Annotated in this window: 17 protein-coding genes; 7 read left to right on the top strand and 10 right to left on the bottom strand. The window is 71.5% G+C overall.

From position 1 onward, the window contains the following. Window positions 1-153: 153 nt before the first annotated feature. Genes folP through ABTZ89_RS09520 form a run of 3 tightly spaced genes read right to left on the bottom strand, consistent with a single transcriptional unit; the run spans window position 154 to window position 2,404 of the window. Window positions 154-1,023: a dihydropteroate synthase gene (gene folP / locus ABTZ89_RS09530; protein ID WP_351042250.1), complete on the bottom strand. Its 870-nt coding sequence runs from the start codon at window positions 1,021-1,023 to the stop codon at window positions 154-156. A 41-nt stretch (window positions 1,024-1,064) separates the two neighbouring features. Then, window positions 1,065-1,622, bottom strand: a complete 558-nt coding sequence (locus ABTZ89_RS09525) for an LOG family protein (protein ID WP_270948837.1) — start codon at window positions 1,620-1,622, stop codon at window positions 1,065-1,067. Beyond that, complete coding sequence (locus ABTZ89_RS09520) at window positions 1,619-2,404, bottom strand: LOG family protein (protein ID WP_270948838.1); 786 nt, start codon at window positions 2,402-2,404, stop codon at window positions 1,619-1,621. Before ABTZ89_RS09520 ends, ABTZ89_RS09525 begins: the two co-directional genes overlap by 4 nt. Window positions 2,405-2,602: 198 nt before the next feature. On the opposite strand from ABTZ89_RS09520, the gene ABTZ89_RS09515 reads away from it, so the two are divergent. After that, a complete protein-coding gene (locus ABTZ89_RS09515) occupies window positions 2,603-3,559 on the top strand; it encodes a slipin family protein (protein ID WP_351042246.1) in 957 nt (318 codons plus the stop codon). 9 nt (window positions 3,560-3,568) lie between these two features. Here ABTZ89_RS09515 and dapE read toward each other — a convergent pair whose 3' ends face one another. Then, complete coding sequence (gene dapE / locus ABTZ89_RS09510) at window positions 3,569-4,645, bottom strand: succinyl-diaminopimelate desuccinylase (protein WP_351042243.1); 1,077 nt, start codon at window positions 4,643-4,645, stop codon at window positions 3,569-3,571. A 112-nt stretch (window positions 4,646-4,757) separates the two neighbouring features. Here dapE and ABTZ89_RS09505 point away from each other — a divergent pair, with 112 nt between their 5' ends. The 6 genes from ABTZ89_RS09505 to ABTZ89_RS09480 all read left to right on the top strand — a co-directional run bounded on the left by ABTZ89_RS09505 (window position 4,758) and on the right by ABTZ89_RS09480 (window position 10,041). After that, the gene (locus ABTZ89_RS09505; RefSeq protein WP_351042240.1) at window positions 4,758-5,054 is read left to right on the top strand and encodes a hypothetical protein; all 297 of its coding nucleotides are present in this window, start codon (window positions 4,758-4,760) and stop codon (window positions 5,052-5,054) included. Between the two features lie 2 nt (window positions 5,055-5,056). Further along, a complete protein-coding gene (locus ABTZ89_RS09500) occupies window positions 5,057-6,799 on the top strand; it encodes an alpha/beta hydrolase (RefSeq protein WP_351042237.1) in 1,743 nt (580 codons plus the stop codon). Then, the gene (locus ABTZ89_RS09495; RefSeq protein ID WP_351042234.1) at window positions 6,796-7,314 is read left to right on the top strand and encodes an LppA family lipoprotein; all 519 of its coding nucleotides are present in this window, start codon (window positions 6,796-6,798) and stop codon (window positions 7,312-7,314) included. The genes ABTZ89_RS09500 and ABTZ89_RS09495 overlap by 4 nt, the downstream gene beginning before the upstream one ends. A gap of 179 nt (window positions 7,315-7,493) precedes the next feature. Beyond that, window positions 7,494-7,949 (top strand): LppA family lipoprotein, encoded by a 456-nt coding sequence (locus tag ABTZ89_RS09490; RefSeq protein ID WP_270948844.1) that lies wholly within the window; start codon window positions 7,494-7,496, stop codon window positions 7,947-7,949. Window positions 7,950-8,003: 54 nt separating this feature from the next. Further along, on the top strand, window positions 8,004-8,990 hold the full coding sequence (gene dapD / locus ABTZ89_RS09485; protein WP_270948845.1) for a 2,3,4,5-tetrahydropyridine-2,6-dicarboxylate N-succinyltransferase: 987 nt from the start codon (window positions 8,004-8,006) through the stop codon (window positions 8,988-8,990). Between the two features lie 115 nt (window positions 8,991-9,105). Next, entirely contained in the window at window positions 9,106-10,041 is a 936-nt protein-coding gene (locus ABTZ89_RS09480; RefSeq protein ID WP_351042229.1) for a CHAD domain-containing protein, read from the top strand. A gap of 38 nt (window positions 10,042-10,079) precedes the next feature. Here ABTZ89_RS09480 and dapC read toward each other — a convergent pair whose 3' ends face one another. The 6 genes from dapC to typA form a co-directional block, all read right to left on the bottom strand. Beyond that, the gene (gene dapC / locus ABTZ89_RS09475) at window positions 10,080-11,201 is read right to left on the bottom strand and encodes a succinyldiaminopimelate transaminase (RefSeq protein WP_351042226.1); all 1,122 of its coding nucleotides are present in this window, start codon (window positions 11,199-11,201) and stop codon (window positions 10,080-10,082) included. Next, window positions 11,198-11,518 carry a ferredoxin gene (gene fdxA / locus ABTZ89_RS09470; protein WP_093152999.1) on the bottom strand — a complete coding sequence of 107 codons (321 nt, stop codon included), beginning with the start codon at window positions 11,516-11,518 and terminating at the stop codon, window positions 11,198-11,200. The genes dapC and fdxA overlap by 4 nt, the downstream gene beginning before the upstream one ends. A gap of 247 nt (window positions 11,519-11,765) precedes the next feature. After that, window positions 11,766-12,131: a hypothetical protein gene (locus tag ABTZ89_RS09465; RefSeq protein WP_351042223.1), complete on the bottom strand. Its 366-nt coding sequence runs from the start codon at window positions 12,129-12,131 to the stop codon at window positions 11,766-11,768. Next, the gene (gene mshB / locus ABTZ89_RS09460) at window positions 12,128-13,039 is read right to left on the bottom strand and encodes an N-acetyl-1-D-myo-inositol-2-amino-2-deoxy-alpha-D-glucopyranoside deacetylase (protein WP_270948849.1); all 912 of its coding nucleotides are present in this window, start codon (window positions 13,037-13,039) and stop codon (window positions 12,128-12,130) included. The genes ABTZ89_RS09465 and mshB overlap by 4 nt, the downstream gene beginning before the upstream one ends. A 97-nt stretch (window positions 13,040-13,136) precedes the next feature. Then, entirely contained in the window at window positions 13,137-14,891 is a 1,755-nt protein-coding gene (locus ABTZ89_RS09455; RefSeq protein ID WP_351042221.1) for an ABC transporter family substrate-binding protein, read from the bottom strand. A gap of 289 nt (window positions 14,892-15,180) precedes the next feature. Then, window positions 15,181-17,094, bottom strand: a complete 1,914-nt coding sequence (gene typA, locus ABTZ89_RS09450) for a translational GTPase TypA (RefSeq protein ID WP_270948851.1) — start codon at window positions 17,092-17,094, stop codon at window positions 15,181-15,183. Between the last annotated feature and the right edge of the window lie 357 nt (window positions 17,095-17,451).

The raw sequence follows: 17,451 nt of genomic DNA, 5'->3' as shown, positions 1-17,451 counted from the left end.
GGTGCTGGGTCACCAGGTCCAGCGCGCCGTAGCAGGATACCACCATCGGTCCCTGGCAATGTGGACAACTTCCGCAATTTCAATGGAAATCGGACATCCGATTTCCATCGAAATTGCGTCACCCCGGACGGCGACCGGCGGTGCGGGCTCAGCTCAGGCGAGGGCACGGAGGACTTGGTCCGGGGGGTGGGTGCCTGCGATGGCCGCGACCATGTCGACGACGCGGCGGGTTTCGCGGACGTGGTGGGCTCGGAAGACCTTCGCCCCTCCCCAGGCCGCGACCGCCGTCGCCGCGAGGGTGCCCTCCAGGCGCTGGTCGACGGGCGCGCCGAGCGTTTCGCCGATGAAGTCCTTGTTGGACAGCGCCATCAGGACCGGCCACCCGGTGCCCACCAGCTCGTCGATCCGGCGCAGCAGCGCCAGGCCGTGCCAGGTGTTCTTGCCGAAGTCGTGCGTCGGGTCGATCAGCACGCCCTCCTTCGGCACGCCCAGGCGCACCATCCGCTCCGCCCGCTCGACCAGCTCGGCGGTCACCTCGGCGACCACGTCGGCGTAGCGGACCCGGTACGGGTCGGTGCGCGGCGGCAGCCCACCGGTGTGCGAGCACACCACCCCGGCGCCGAACTCCGCGGCGACCTCGGCCAGCTTCGGGTCGGCACCGGCCCAGGTGTCGTTGAGCAGGTCGGCACCGGCTTCGCAGACCTGGCGGGCCACCTCGTGCCGCCAGGTGTCCACGCTGATCACCAGCTCCGGGTGCCGTTCGCGGACCGCGGCCACGAACGGCACCACCCGGCGGGCTTCCTCCGCGGCGTCCACGGTTTCGCCCTGCGCGCCGGCGCGGACCCCGCCGATGTCGACGATGTCCGCGCCGTCGGCCACCACCCGGTCGACCGCCTCGGCGGCGGCGTCGACCTCGAAGGTGCGGCCGCGGTCGAAGAACGAGTCGCGGGTGCGGTTGACGATCGCCATCACCAGCGGGCGGTCCTGGGGGACGTCCTTGTCGCGGAACCGGAGGGGTTGCACGTCTGCAGATCCTGGCACGTCGCGGCGCTCGTCCGGGAGGGTCACGGAGCGCAGGCGTCGAGCGCGGCGTCGACGTCGGTGGTCACGGTGAGCACGTCCATCGAGTACTGCTTGGCGAACCCGCTGTCGACCAGCCCCTGCAGCCAGGCCAGCAGGCCCTCGTAGTGGCCGTACGGGTCGAGCAGCACGATCGGCTTGTCGTGCATGCCGATGTAGCGGGAGGTCCAGATCTCGAACAGCTCCTCGCAGGTCCCGATGCCGCCGGGCAGCGCGATGAACGCGGTGGAGTGGGCGTCCATCAGCCCCTTGCGCTCCCGCATGTTGTCCACGACCAGCAGCTCGTCGGCGTCGTCGTCGGCCATCTCCTTGTCGACCAGGGCGTGCGGGATGACCCCGACGGTCCGGCCGCCGTCAGCGCGCGCGGCCCGGGCGACCTCCCCCATCATCGACACGCGGCCACCACCGGAGACCAGCGTCCAGCCGCGCTTGGCGATCTTGCGCCCTACTTCGGCGGCCAGGTCCAGGTACTGCTGGTCGACGGGTCCGGATGCGCAGTAGACGCAGACCGAGACGTCGGCGGCGGGTGCGGAACTGGTCAATGCGTGGCCTCCCATGCGTCGTACGCCTCCTGCACGATCCCGACGGCGTCGTCGATGTCGTCGGTCAGGTGCAGCAGCGCTAGGTCCTTGTCGCCGATCTTGCCGGACGCCCGCATGCTGTCCCGGATCCAGTCGTACAAGCCCTGCCAGTAGGACTTGCCGAACAGCACCACCGGGAACTTGGTGACCTTCTTGGTCTGCACCAGGGTCAGCGACTCGAACAGCTCGTCCATGGTGCCGAACCCGCCGGGCAGGCAGACGAACGCCTGGGCGTACTTGATGAACATGGTCTTGCGCACGAAGAAGTAGCGGAAGTTCACCCCGAGGTCCACCCACGGGTTGAGCCCCTGCTCGAAGGGCAGCTCGATGCCCAGCCCGATGGACAGCCCGCCGGCCTCCGAGGCACCCCGGTTGACCGCCTCCATCGCGCCCGGCCCACCACCGGTGATGACCGCGCAGCCGGTCTTGGCCAGGGCCGCGCCGAGCTCGACGCCGGTGGCGTACTCCGGGTGCTCCCGCGGCGTGCGGGCCGACCCGAACACGGTGACCGCCCGCGGGACCTCGGCCAGCGCGCCGAAGCCCTCCACGAACTCGGCCTGGATCCGCAGCACCCGCCACGGGTCGGTGTGCACCCAGTCCGAGGGGCCGCGGCTGTCCAGCAGCCGCTGGTCGGTGGTGGTGGGTTCGCGCAGCCGGGACCGCCGCAGCACCACCGGTCCGCGTTGCTTCTCCTGGGGCCGCTCGGCACCGTTCGGCTCGCCCACTTGGCCTTCGATCGTCATGGCACGAGCCTACGCAGCCGACGGCCGCGGCCCGAGTGCGCGACGCGCGGTGAAATGCCTGTTCGCAAGGGATTCACAGGCGCGTTTGCGGGCGTACGATACGAAGAAACGATCGAGTGGTGCCGACGGCCCGGCCGGACCACCACGCAGATCCGCCGGGTCGCGGGCACGACCGGATATCGAGCCCGGGAGCCTGCCATGCTCATCGAACTGCTGATCGTGATCATCGCCCTCGGCGTCCTCTACGTCGCCTCCAGCATCAAGGTCATCAAGCAGTACGAACGCGGCGTCGTGTTCCGCTTCGGCAGGGTGCAGGAGCTGACCCGCGGCCCCGGCCTGACCACGATCGTCCCGGTCGTCGACCGGATCCGGAAGGTCAACCTGCAGATCGTCACCATGCCGGTGCCCGCCCAGGAGGGCATCACCCGCGACAACGTGACCGTGCGGGTGGACGCGGTGGTGTACTTCCGCGTCGAGGACCCGGTGCGCGCCATCGTCAACGTCGAGGACTACCTGTTCGCCGTCGGCCAGGTCGCGCAGACCTCGCTGCGCTCGATCATCGGCAAGAGCGACCTGGACGACCTGCTGTCCAACCGCGAACGGCTCAACCAGGGCCTGGAGCTGATGATCGACAGCCCGGCGCTGGGCTGGGGCGTGCACATCGACCGCGTGGAGATCAAGGACGTCTCGCTGCCGGAGTCCATGAAGCGCTCGATCGCCCGCCAGGCCGAAGCCGAACGCGAACGCCGCTCGCGGGTCATCTCCGCCGACGGCGAGTTCCAGGCCTCCCGCCGCCTGGCCGACGCGGCCCACGTCATGTCCGACACCCCGGCCGCCCTGCAGCTCCGCCTGCTGGAGACGGTGGTCGAGGTGGCCGCGGAGAAGAACTCCACCCTGGTCCTGCCGTTCCCGGTGGAGCTCCTCCAGTTCGTCGACACCATCAAGCACGGCGCGAAGAGCGCCGCGGAGGCACCCGCTGAGGCCACGCCGGAGGCGGCCGAAGCCGAGCTCGCGGAAGCGGAGCTCGCGGCGAAGCGCGAAGCGGAGCTGGTCGACGGGGAGCAGGCGGAGCTGCCGCAGCAGCGCTCGGCGACGGCCGACGCCGACGCGGAGAGCTCGGAGAGCTCGGAGAGCTCGGTGCTCGGTATCGCCTGACCCCGCCGCTCAGCGCAGGAAGCGGGTGAGGACGTCCGCGCAGTGGCGGATCTCCGCCGTTGCGACGTGCTCCTGCTTGGTGTGGGCGAGCGTCGGGGAGCCCGGGCCGAAGTTGACCGCCGGGAGGCCGAGGGCCGCGAAGCGGGCCACGTCGGTCCAGCCGAGCTTGGCGACCGGTTCCGCGCCGGAGGCCTCGACGAGCTCCGCGGCGGCGGGAGCGGTCAGCCCGGGGAGGGCACCGGCCGATTCGTCGGTGACCGTGACGTCGAAGCCGTCGAAGACCTCGCGGAGGTGGGCTTCGGCCTCGGCGACGGACTTGTCCGGGGCGAAGCGGTGGTTGACCGTCACCACGCAGGAGTCCGGGACCACGTTGCCCGCCACGCCGCCCTCGATCCGGACCGCCTGCAGCCCTTCGCGGTACTGGAGGCCGTCGATCACCGGGTTGCGCGGGGTGTAGTCGACCAGGCGCTTCAGGACCGGCTGCGCGGCGTGGATCGCGTTCTCGCCCATCCAGGCGCGGGCGGTGTGCGCGCGGGTGCCGGTGGTGCGGACCTCGACGCGCATGGTGCCCTGGCAGCCGGCTTCGATCGCCGCGTTCGACGGCTCGCAGACCACCGCCAGGTCACCGGCCAGCCAGTCCGGCAGCTCGCGCTCGATGCGGTTGAGGCCGTTGCGCTCGGCTTCGACCTCCTCGCAGTCGTAGAACACGAAGGTCAGGTCGTGGCGGGGTTCGGTCAGCGCCGCGGCCAGGTGCAGCATCACCGCGTCGCCGCTCTTCATGTCCACCGTCCCGCAGCCGTGCAGGACCTCGTCCGCGCCCGAGCCGGTGCGGGTCAGCGGCAGGTTGTCGTTGATCGGCACGGTGTCCAGGTGCCCGGCGAGCACGACCCGCGAGCCGCGGCCGAGGTTGGTGCGCGCCAGCACCGCGTCACCGTTGCGCACCACTTCCAGGTGCGGCGCCTGCGCCCGCAGCGCCTGCTCCACCGCGTCCGCGATGGCTTTCTCACCGCCCGAGACGGACGGGATGTCCACCAGCGCGGCGGTCAGTTCGACGGGGTCAGCGGCGAGATCCAACGACGCAGTCACGACCGGCAGGCTACCCGGCGGCGGCCCGCTCGGCGGTCCGGCGGGAACCGGATCGCGCCGAACGACATCTGAGGTGGTGATCATCGCGCTAGGCTGCGCCGCTGGAGGTGGCATGACGTACACGGCAGACCCGGATTCGCTGCGCGGAGCGGGGGCGAGCTCGAAATCGGCCGGGGAGCAGGCGAGCCAGGTGAAGCTCGGCCCGCCCGCCCAGGACATCGCCGGGGCGATGCCCGGCGGCGAGTCGGCGGACCTCGCCGAGAAGGTCGCGCAGAGCTGGGAGAAGGCCACCGAGCAGTGGAGCCGGGCGGCCGTGCGCCACGGCGACTCGCTGATCGCCAGCGGTGACGACTACGAGGAATCCGACAGGTCCGGTGCGGAGAGCATTCGCGCTGCGGGTGGGAGGTAGCAGTGGTCTCGTTCGCCGAAGTGCGCCGCTGGAACCCCGGAGCGCTCGAAACCGTCCACGGCGAGCTCGGCAAGCGCCGCGACGACCTGGTGGGCCTGCAGGACGAGCTCGACGGCGCCAAGAACCCGGACAGCTGGACCGGTGACGCCGCCGACAAGTCCGCGCAGGAGCACCAGAAGCTCGTCGAGGACATGCGCGCGCTGATCGCCGAGGTCTCGACCGTGCGCCTCGCGGTCGCCCGCGCCGCCGACGACGTCGCCAAGATCAAGCAGCAGATCGACGAGGCCGACCACGAGGCGCAGGCCAACGGCTTCCAGATCACCGAAGAGGGCGGCGTCCGGGACGTCGCCCCGCCGCAGGACGTGCCCGAGGACCAGGTGGAGGAGGTCAAGCAGCACCGCCTCCAGATCCGGGACAAGCTCTCGGCGGAGGTCGAGGAGATCCTCGACCGCGCCGAGGACACCGACGAGGAGCTCGCCAAGGCGCTCAACGCCGCCGAGAAGGACGAGGTCGACCCCGGCGAGGGCGATTCGCTGGCCGGGGCAGCGACCCCCGCCGGCGCCCAGGCGATGGCCGCGTCCGCGGGCAAGCCCGCCGAGGACTCCCCCAAGGCCAACGCCGAGTGGTGGAAGTCGCTGTCCGACGAGCAGCGCGCGGCGCTGCAGGAGAACCCGCCCGCCTGGCTGGGCAGCCGCGACGGCATCCCCGCCGAGGTTCGCGACGCGGCCAACCGGGCCAACATCGACGACACCCGCCGCTCGCTCCAGGACGAGAAGGCGAAGCTCGAGCAGGGCGGGGTGTCCGAGGACGAGCAGGAGAAGCTCAAGCAGGTCAACGACAAGCTCAAGGCGGTGGACGCGGTGGAGGAGACCATCGCCCGCGACAAGCCCCCGCGGCAGCTGCTGGTGCTGGACTCCAGCGGTGAACGGCTCAAGGCCGCCGTCGCGGTCGGCAACGTCGACACCGCCGACCACGTCTCGGTGTCCGCCCCCGGCTACACGTCCACTGTGGACGGAAGTCTCAAGGGCATGGACTCCGAGGCGCAGGAACTCGTCGCCAAGTCCGAGGACGAGCTGGCCCGCGGCGGCAAGGACGGCAGCGTCGCCGCGATCGCCTGGATCGGCTACGAACCGCCGCAGAAGGACGAGAACCTCGACGTCCTCGGCGACTCGGTGGTCAGCTCCAACTCCGCGCAGGAGGGCGGCGCGAAGCTGAACGAGTTCTACAAGGGCATCAACGCCTCCCGCGACGACGACCCGCACCTGACCGCGATCGGCCACTCCTACGGTTCGACGACCACCGGCTACGCGCTGCAGGGCGGTGGCCACGGGGTGGACGACGCGGTCATCCTGGGCTCGCCGGGCGTGGGCACCAACGACATCGAGGACCTGAAGGTCCCGGAGGGCCACGCCTACCGGCTGGAGGCCAAGGACGACCCGGTCGCGGACTTCGCCCGCTTCGGCGGCGACCCGTCCCACATGGACGGCTTCAAGGACCTGTCCACCGAGAAGTCCGAGCACGGCTCCGAGGTCACCGGCCACAGCAAGTACTTCAAACCGGACACCACCAGCCAGCACAACCTGGCGGCCGTCGTCGCCGGGGTGCCCGAGCAGGCGGTGACGGGCAAGACCGACGGCGTCGGCGACGCGATCTCCTACGTGCCGCACCAGGTCCAGGAAGGGGCTTCGCAGCTCAAGGACTGGGGCAGCGCCGCAGGCTCGAAGATCAAGGACGTCTTCTCATGAGGCGGCTCGCCCTGCTCGTCCTCGGCGCCGCGCTCCTCACCGGATGCGCGGGCCGGCCCGACACTCCCGACGGGGGAAGCATGCAAGACCAGACCAGCGCCCTGCAGCAGCGGCCCGCGATGGCCGAGATCACCGCTCGCTACGAGGAGATGCAGCAGAAGCTCCGGGACCGGTGGACCGCGGAGCTCGGCCTGTCCACGCCGTGGGTCAACGACGGCAACCCCGGTCAGGCGGGCTGCGCGGAGTTCCCGGACGTGCCGAACGCGGAGCAGCACACCCTGGACCGCTGGCAGAACGAGGGCGCCATCCCCGACGACCGGTGGCCGCGGGCGCTGCAGATCGCCGACGAGGTCGCCGCCGAGTACGGGTTCACCGAGCGCCAGGTGATCCTGGACCGGCCCGGCGACCACAAGGTCGAGATGCGCGACGCCTTCGGCGGTTGGCTGCAGGTCGGCACCAAGGTGAAAACCGTCCTGCGGGTCCGCACCGGCTGCCACCTGGTCGAAGGCAGCTGAGCCCGAGCAGCGCTCGCGGTGGGCCTCGCCATCGCAGCGGGCGCGGTCGGACTGACCACCCCGCGGGTGATCACCCCCGTCGTCGTCCACCTCGCGGCGATCTCGATCGGTTGACCTCCGGCGGTGCGCATCACAACTGAGGGTTCCGCGCAGTCGATCTCCGGCATGATCACTCCGGCATGGCAGTCCGACCCGAGGGAGGAGCCGTGGACGACCCGCGCAACCTGCTGCGACAACGGCCCAGCATCGAGGAGATCAGCGCGCAGTACGGCCAGCTCCAGCAGCGGCTGCGGGACCGGCTCGACCACGAGCTGGGCCCGCTGACCTGGGTGAAGTCCGAGCCGCTCAGCCGGGCGGACTGCGCCGACGTCCCCGAGGCGCAGATCTGGTCGCTGGAGTCCTGGCAGGTGCCCGACAACCTGCCGGACGCGTCCTGGCCGCGCGCGGTCGACATCGTCCGGCAGCTCACCCGCGAGTACGGGTTCGACGAGCCGGAGATCATCGTCAACCGCAGCGGCGACCACGAGATCACCGGCAACGACGAGTACGGCGCGGTCTACCGGTTCAGCACCTCGAACCGGACGGAGCTGTCCATCACCACCGGCTGCCACCTGCTGGCCGTCGCGAAGGGCTGATCGCCCGCCACCCCGTGCGGGCCGCCGCCACCTGCGCCGATTACCGTTCCCGGTATGAGTGCACAGTCTCCCGATCCGCAGACCACGGGCGCCCACGGCGTGGGCCTGGCCACCGTGACCGACGACGGCACGGTGCTCGACACCTGGTTCCCGACCATCCGGCTGGGTGAGCCGGGCCAGTCCGGCACCAAGCGGCTGTCCGCCGACGAGGCGGCCGCGTCCCTCGGCGAGGCCGGTGCGGCGCTGCTCGGGCGCGACGAGGCCCGCGGGGTCGAGGTGATCGCGGTGCGCACCGAGATCGGTCGCCTGGCCGACGCCCCGGTCGACGCGCACGACGTGTACCTGCGGCTGCACCTGCTGTCGCACCGCCTGGTCCGGCCGCACGGGCAGAGCCTCGACGGCATCTTCGGCCTGCTCGCCAACGTCGTGTGGACCAACCACGGCCCCTGCCCGGTGGAGGGCTTCGAGGCGACCCGGCTGCGGCTGCGGGCGCGCGGCGCGGTCACCGTCTACGGCATCGACAAGTTCCCGCGCATGGTCGACTACGTCGTCCCGTCCGGCGTGCGCATCGGCGACGCCGACCGGGCCCGGCTGGGCGCGCACCTGGCCAGCGGCACGACCGTGATGCACGAGGGCTTCGTGAACTACAACGCGGGCACCCTCGGCGCGTCGATGGTCGAGGGCCGGATCTCCGCGGGCGTCGTGGTCGACGACGGCTCGGACGTCGGCGGCGGCGCCTCGATCATGGGCACCCTGTCCGGCGGCGGCAAGGAGGTCATCTCCATCGGCGAGCGCTGCCTGATCGGCGCCAACGGCGGCGTGGGCATCTCGCTGGGCGACGACTGCATCGTCGAGGCGGGCCTGTACATCACCGCAGGCACCAAGGTGACGCTGCCGGACGGCACCATCACCAAGGCCTCGGAGCTGTCCGGTTCGGACAACCTGCTCTTCCGCCGCAACTCCACCACGGGCACCGTCGAGGTGACCGAGCGCGCGGGCGGCAAGGTCGAGCTCAACGCGGCCCTGCACGCCAACGACTGACCGAACGACCCAGCGGGGCCGGCCGACACCACGTCGACCGGCCCCGCTGCCGTTCCGGGCCGGTTGGGCCGATCGGACCAGGCGGGGGTCGGAGCGGGCGTTTTTATCATTGGTGATGGCTAGCAGCTGGCAGCACCGCGACCTGGCGGACGTCGTCGACCTGCCCGCCGAGCCGGTGGTGGCCGAGGCGCAGGCCTCCATCGCCGAGCACGTGCGGGCCGGGCTGGACACCCGGCTGCGCGCGCTGATCGCGCACGATCCCGGGACCAGGCTCGGGACCGATCCCGAAGAGCTGCACCAGATGCGGGTCTCGGTGCGTCGGATGCGCGCGATGCTGCGGGCCGCGCGGCCGTTCCTGGACCACGGCTGGTCGGAGCCGCTGCGCGCGGAGCTCGGCTGGCTGGGGCGCGCGCTGGGCCCGGTCCGCGACCTCGACGTCCTGCTGGACCGGCTGCGCGAGGAGAGCGCCGACCTGCCCGAGGGCGAGCGGGCCGCGGCCGCCCGGCTGATCTCCGGCCTGGAGGCCGAGCACGGAGCCGCCCGCATCGAACTGCTCACGGCCCTGGGCAGCGACCGCTACCTCGACCTGCTGCGCGCCGTGGCCACCGCCGTCCGCAGCACCCCCGAGGAGTCCGATGTGGACAGCGCGCGGGAGCTGCGCGCACTCGTGCTCGGCGAGTTCCGGAAACTCCGAAAAGCGGTGGCACGGCTGCCCGAATCCCCCGCCGACCCCGACCTGCACGCACTGCGCATCCAGGGCAAGCGGGTCCGCTACACCGCGGAGCTCGCGCAACCCGCGTTCGGCAAACCGGTGCAGCAGCTGATCAGAGCGACCCGCCGCTTCCAGGACGTGCTCGGCGAGCACCAGGACGCCTGCGTGGCCGAGGAACGCGTGCGCGCCCTGCTCCACGACTTCGGCGACGAGGTCGACGCGGCGGTGGCGTTCGTGGCGGGCCGCCTCGTCGAACGGGAGCAGACCCGCAAGGCCGAACGCCGCGCGCAGTGGTGGGAGACCTGGGAAGCCCTCACCTCAGCGGCGGAAGCCGTCTGACGCAGGAGGGTGCCGGTTCCAGACCGGCACCCCTCCGGTCACTCCGCCAAGCGCTTGGCCGCGGTGGCGATGCGCTCGTCCGTCGCCGTCAGGGCGATGCGGACGTGGTGGCCTCCGGCCGGTCCGTAGAAGGTGCCCGGTGCCGCGAGGATCCCCCGCTGCGCCAACCAGTCCACCGTCTGCCACGAGTCCTCACCGCGCGTCGCCCACAGGTACAGGCCCGCCTGCGAGTGGTCGATCCGGAAGCCCGCCGACTCCAGCGCGGGCCGCAGCACCGCGCGCCGCGCCGCGTACAGCTCGCGCTGCGCGCTCACGTGCGAGTCGTCGCTGAGCGCCGCGGTGATCGCTTGCTGCACCGGGCGCGGGACGATCATCCCGGCGTGCTTGCGCAGTTCCAGCAGGCGCCGCACCAGATCCGGGTCACCGGTGATGAACCCGGCGCGGTACCCGGCCAGGTTCGAGGACTTCGACAGCGAGTGCACGGCGAGCACGCCGCGCCGGTCCGCGCCCACCGAGGGGTGCAGCACCGACACCGGCTCGGTGTCCCAACCCAGCGCCAGGTAGCACTCGTCGGAGGCGATCACCGCGCCGAGCTCCTGCGCGGCCCGCACCAGCTCGCCCAGCTGCTGCGCGTCCAGCACGCGACCCGTCGGGTTCGACGGGGAGTTCAGCCACAGCAAGGTGGTTCCGGCCGGCGGCAACTCACCGGGTGCGAGGCGCACGACCTCGGCACCGGCGATCTTGGCGCCCACCTCGTAGGTCGGGTACGCCAGCTCCGGGATGGCCACGACGTCGCCGGGCCGCACGCCGACCAGCGTGGGCAACCAGGCGACGAGCTCCTTGGAACCGATGGTCGGCACCACGGCGTCGGGCTCCAGCCCGGTGATCCCGTAACGGCGCTGCAGCGACTCGATCGCCGCCTCGCGCAGCTCGGGGGTGCCGTGCGTGGCCGGGTAGCCCGGCTCGTCGGCGACCTCGGCCAAGGCGCGCTGCAAGTTCTCCGGCACCGGGTCGACCGGGGTCCCGACGGACAGGTCGACGATGCCGTCCGGGTGGGCCTTCGCCGCGGCGGACTGCCGGGCCAGCGAATCCCACGGGAACTGCGGCAACTGCGGACCGCGGGGCCCGGACGTCGCGTCCGGGCCGGTCGCGGCGCTCATTCGCCCTGCGGGGGCAGGCTCTTGATGGGCTCCACGTCGAAGTCCTTCTTGCCCACCTTCGCCGCACCACCCGGCGAACCGAGTTCGTCGAAGAAGTCGACGTTCGCCTTGGTGTAAGCGGCCCACTCGTCCGGCACGTCGTCCTCGTAGTAGATGGCCTCCACCGGGCAGACCGGCTCGCAGGCACCGCAGTCGACGCACTCATCGGGGTGGATGTAGAGCATCCGCCCGCCCTCGTAGATGCAGTCGACAGGGCACTCCTCGATGCAGGCCTTGTCGAGCACGTCCACGCAGGGCTCGGCGATCACGTAGGTCACGGTTGCACTCCTGCTCGAAGCGTTGTCCTACTCGCGCGCAGGAACCTCCTGCCGCGACTGCTGACAGTATCTCCCCTACCCACCCAGGACGCGTAACCGGTCCACAGCTCGGGAGCGCTGGCAACTCTACGATGCGGGCGTTAACGCCGTAAACCACTTCGGCCCCCGAACGACCCGCTGCGCACGCGTCCGACGTGGTCGATCAACGTCCGAACACCGACGTGCGCTACGCCACATCCGCGGCGGTTCAGGCGTTCGCGCGCTTGCCCAGGACGATGCCGAGCATCATCGCGCTCGGCAGCGCTCCGGCACCGAGCAGCAGCAGGGTCCGCCAGTCGTTGCCGAGCAGGACCATGTCGCCGCCCGGGCCGAAGACGCCGAACACGAGCACGGTCAGGAACCACACCACCAGCGGCGCCCCGGCGACCCGGCGGTGCGGGGAGAACCTCGCGGCCTCCGCCACCAGCAGCGGCGTGGTGACGGCCGCGAGCGCCGCGGTGATCGGGAACTGCACAGCGCCGACGTAGGACGGCAGGAAGAGCAGTTCGACCAGCGCCAGGATGACGGCATCGACGAGCAGGAAGCCGAACACCACCCGGTCCAGGGGACTCAACGGTCGCCCACCGGTTCGGTGCCGCTCACCCCGAGGCCACCGAACAGGTCCGACTCGCAGCCCTGCGGATCACCGCTGGCCAGCACGTAGTGCTCGGTCGGGACGATGGGCTGCGCGACACCGTTGGACAGCGCGTAGGCCGCGATGCCCTCGCCGTGGTCCCACCGGTCCAGCCACACCTTGACCTGGGTGCCGTGCGCCCGCAGCGCGCTGATCTTGGCGGGCAGGTGCTCGGACACGTCGATCACGGTGGTGATCTCGTCGTCCTGGACGCTGGCCAGCTCGTGCGGTTCGGGCAGCTCGAAGGGCATGTCCTCGACTTCGGCCAGGGCGGCCAGGCCCTTCTCGATCGTGCCCTGCGACGGCACGGCGTAGAAGACGCGCTGCACGTCGGGCACCTGCGCGGCAGCGGCCACGGTGACCTCGTGCGCGCGGACGTGGTCGGGGTGGCCGTAACCGCCGTCGGCCGCGTAGCTCACGACGACCTGCGGCTTGACCTCGCGCAGCACGTCGGCCAGCGCGCCGGCCTGCTCCTCGCCGTCACCGATCGCGAAGGCCCGGGGGTGCGCGTCCGGCAGCGCACCCGCCTGTCCCGGCTGCTCCCAGAGCATCCCGGAGTCGCGCCAGCGGCCGATGCCGCCGAGGAACCGGTGGTCGGCCACCCGGAGCGCGGCGCACGCCGAGCGCAGCTCGCCGACCCGGTAGCCGCCGAGCTGGTCCGCCTGGTCGGCGGCCAGGCCGCGCAGGCTCTCCGGGATGACCTCGCCTTCCTCACCGAGGGTGCAGGTCACCACGAACACCTGAACGCCGCGGGCGGCGTAGCGGGCGATCGTCCCGCCGGTCCAGAGGCTCTCGTCATCGGGGTGTGCGTGCACCAGCAACAACCGCGGTGGGGCCGTCAGCTTCACCGGTCCAGCCTAATCTGCGGCGCGCACCACACGACGGACGGCATTCGCATTGCTCCGGATGATCTAGTGCCCAACAGCGAACAGCTCAACCCGGACATCAGTAGCCGTCGCTGTCGGCGTAGGTCCCGAGCCAGTCGGCCGCCGTCGAGAACGGACCGGACAAGCCGTTGCCCGGCTGAACGCCCTTGGCCTCCGGGCGCACCGCCAGCACCTGCGCCTGCTGGTACAGCGGCATCGCCACGCCCGACCGCCACAGCACCGGCTCGACGATCGAGGACGCCTCGTTGAACGGGATCTTGCCGGTCATGGCCGCGTCGATGGTCGGCTGCAGCAGCTCGTCGCAGTAACCGGCCGCGTTGTGCGGGAACGGCTGCTCGGTGTCCGAAGCGACGCCGGGGCAGCCGTAGGCCGAAGCCATCGTCGCCGCCGGGTCACCACCGGCCGGACGCGGCGCGATCGCCATGTCCACCGAAGCCACCGCACCGGACGCCCCGGCCTTCGGGTTCGCCGACAGCATCTCGCCGAACAGCTGGTCCCCGGTCGGCGTCACCACGGTCGCCTGGATCCCCTGCTCGCGCAGCTGCCGCGCGGTCTCCTCCGCGACCCGGATGTAGGACTCGTGCTCGAAGGGCGCGGCGATGACCAGGTTCAACGGCCGCCCGTCGCGCAGCCAGGCACCGCCGCTGCGGTGGTAGCCGGCCTCCTCGAGCAGCTTCTGCACCCGCGCCGGGTCGGGCTTCTCCGGGAACGCACCGGCCGGTTCCGTCGGGTTGTAGCCGGGCTCGGACGGCGCGAGGACCTGGGCGTGCGACTGCATCTGATCGGCCGGGCCACCGCCGGTGCCCGACTCGATCAGCGCCGGGCGGTCGAGCGAGGCGAGAACGGCCTGCCGCACCTTGATGTCGGACAGCACGCGGCTGTCCGGGCGCAGCAGCACCTCCACCGTCGCCGGCCGCGGCACGTTGATCAGCTTCACGGAGTCGCCGAGATCGCGCAGCGCCTGCATGGTCCCGCTGTCCGCGCCGAAGACCGCCAGGTGGCTGTCGCCGCTGCGCAGCGCCTCGACCTGGCGTCCCTTGTCCAGCGCGCGCAGCACGACCCGGTCGGACTTCGCGGGCGGACCCCAGTACCGGTCGTTGCGCTCCAGGATGATCTCGCCGCGGTCCAGGTCGATCTGCCGGATCGCGAACGGGCCGCCCGAAGCCGGGTAGCCGTCGTCCAGCACCGTCGACCAGCCGCGCGGCGCGTCCCGCAGCAGGTGCGCGGGGAGCAGGTTGTTGAACAGCGACTGCCAGCCGGGGAACGGCTTGGAGAAGGTCACGTCGACGGTCTTGCCGCCCTGCCGCGACGCCACGTCGTCGATCAGCTGGTAGCCGGCCGCGTCGGACACGCCGGGCTGCGAGCGCAGCTGCTGCCACAGGTAGACGAAGTCCTCGGCGGCGATCGGCGCGCCGTCGGACCAGTTCGCCTCGCGGCGGATCCGGTAGCGGACGGTGAACTTCTCCTGGTCCGGCACCACCTCCACCGACTCCATCAGCGTGGTGTCCAGCTGCAGCCGCCCGTCCGGGCCGGGCCGGTGCACCGACGGCAGCATCAGGCTGGCCAGCGCCGAGCTGGTCGGCGAGAGGTCGGCGAGGGTGTGCGGGTTGAACCCGCCCTCCAGCTCGTCGACCCCGACCACGACCTCCACCGGCATCGGCTGCTGGGACGGCGCGGTGGTCGTCGGGGGCTGCGTCGTCGGGGTTGGCGACACCAGCGGCGGTGGCGGTGCGTTGGTGCAGGCGGCCACCAAGCTCGCGGTTGTCACCAGCAGGGAGACCGCGACCAGTGGGCGGCGTCGACCCTGGGACACGCCGAACCTCCCCTTCACGTCTGATCCCCCGAACGCGCCCCGGTCACCGGGGCGCCTCGCACGTGCTGAAGACGCGCGAAGGCCCTCCATGGTTCCTTCCGCCGACCAGAAGATCGACACCGGGGTAGGTGCCCAGTCTGCTCGCCGCCCGCCCCGCGTGCCCGCGAAACGGAGAAATCCCGGCCCGGAGGCGGAAAACCCGGCAACCCGACATCGCGGACGTACCGACCACGCCTGGAGCCAGAGGGGCTCCCGTCACCGGGAGCCCCTCTGCTCGAAATTCAGGCGCTCAGCCGTTGTCGCGCGCCTTCGCGCGGGAACGCTCGCGGGCGCGGGTGGTGCTGTCCAAGGTGACCTTGCGGACGCGGATCGCTTCCGGGCCGACCTCCACGCACTCGTCCGCGGAGCAGAACTCCAGCGCTTCCTCCAGCGCCAGGGTCCGCGGCTTGGCCAGCCGCTCCAGCTCGTCCGCGGTGGACGACCGCATGTTGGTGAGCTTCTTCTCCTTGGTGATGTTCACGTCGAGGTCCTCGGCGCGCGGGTTCTCCCCGACCACCATGCCCTCGTAGACCTCGTTGCCGGGCTCGGTGAAGAAGCTGCCCCGGTCGGCCAGCTGCAGCAGCGCGTAGGTCGTCGCCGAGCCGGCCCGGTCGGCCACCAGCGAACCGGTGTGCCGGGTGCGCAGCTCGCCCACCCACGGGAAATAGCCCTCGAAGACGTGGTTGGCGATGCCGGTGCCGCGGGTCTCGGTGAGGAACTCGGTGCGGAAACCGATCAGGCCGCGCGAGGGCACCACGTAGTCGAGCTTGATCCGCCCGGTGCCGTGACCGTCCATGGTCTCCATCCGGCCCTTGCGACCGGCCAGCAGCTGGGTGATCGCACCCAGGTGCTCCTCCGGGGCGTCGATGGTCAGCCGCTCGAACGGCTCGCACAGCTTGCCGTCGATGGTCTTGGTGACCACCTGCGGCTTGCCGACGGTGAGCTCGAAGCCCTCGCGGCGCATGGTCTCGACCAGGATGGCCAGCGCCAGCTCACCGCGGCCCTGCACCTCCCAGGCGTCCGGCCGCTCGGTCGGCAGCACCTTCACGCTGACGTTGCCGATCAGCTCCGCGTCGAGGCGGTTCTTCACCTGCCGCGCGGTGATCTTGGTGCCGCCGTTGCGGCCGGTCAGCGGCGAGGTGTTGACGCCGATGGTCATCGAGATCGCCGGGTCGTCGACGGTGATCCGGGGCAGCGGCTCCGGGGCGTCCGGGTCGGCCAGCGTGTCACCGATGGTGATGTCCGGGATGCCGGCGATGGCGACCAGGTCGCCCGCGGAGGCCTCGGCGCACGGCACGCGGTCGAGGTTCTCGGTGATCAGCAGCTCGGTCAGCCGGACCTTCTCGACGGTCCCGTCCGCGCGGCACCAGCCGACGGTCTGGCCCTTGCGCATGGTCCCGGCGTGGATGCGGCACAGCGCGATCCGGCCGAGGAACGACGAGGCGTCCAGGTTCGTGACCAGCGCGCGCAGCGGGGACTCGACGTCGGCGACCGGCGCCGGGACGTGCTTGAGCAGCACCTCGAACAGCGAGTCCAGGTTCTCCTCGTCGGGCAGCTCGCCGTCGACCGGCTGGGCGATCGACGCGCGACCGGCGCGGGCGGAGGCGTACACGACCGGCAGGTCCAGGATCGCCTCCATGTCGAGATCGGCCTCGCCGTCGAGCTCGCTGGCCAGCTCCAGCAGCAGGTCGTGGGTCTCCTCGACGACCTCGGAGCAGCGGGCGTCCGGGCGGTCGACCTTGTTCACCACGAGGATCACCGGCATCCCGGCGGCCAGCGCCTTGCGCAGCACGAACCGGGTCTGCGGCAGCGGACCCTCGCTGGCGTCGACCAGCAGCACCACGCCGTCGACCATGGACAGCGCGCGCTCCACCTCACCGCCGAAGTCGGCGTGACCGGGGGTGTCGACGACGTTGATGGTCACCGGACCGGCGTCGGTCTCCCGGCGGATCGCGGTGTTCTTGGCCAGGATCGTGATGCCCTTCTCCCGCTCCAGGTCGTTGGAGTCCATGACCCGGTCGACCAGTTCGGCTCGTTCGGAGAAGGCGCCGGATTGCCGCAGCATGGCGTCCACCAGGGTGGTCTTGCCGTGGTCGACGTGCGCGACGATCGCGACGTTGCGGAGATCGCTGCGAATGGGGGCGGCGACACTGGTGACGGACACGCGTGGGTACTCCTGGCTCGGCGCGGAAATGCGGGCGCGGCTGGGTTCGTCGACTGCGGGCCGGGTGCGGTGCTGTTCCGGCGCACCTCGTGATCGGGCGCGAACACCTGGTCCTGGCACCCCTCGGGGCACCCCGCCGCGGCTCCACTGCGCCGCTGCTGCAGAGCTGTTCCGGACGGCACCCCACCAGCAGCGGGGCGCGTGCGTCGACGCGCGGCTCGTTCCAGGGTAGTGCAACGCGCAGCCGCACCGGCCGCCGCGTGCTCAGCGCAACACCGGGCGGCCGTCGCACAACATCAAGTTCGCCATCCGAGGTTAGGTTCGCCTACCCTGTGCCCATCCCCCGTCGGAGCGCCG

It is taken from the genome of Saccharopolyspora sp. NPDC002686 (assembly GCF_040295745.1).
Lineage (GTDB): Bacteria > Actinomycetota > Actinomycetes > Mycobacteriales > Pseudonocardiaceae > Saccharopolyspora > Saccharopolyspora oryzae.
This window is presented reverse-complemented; position numbering and strand designations above follow the sequence as displayed.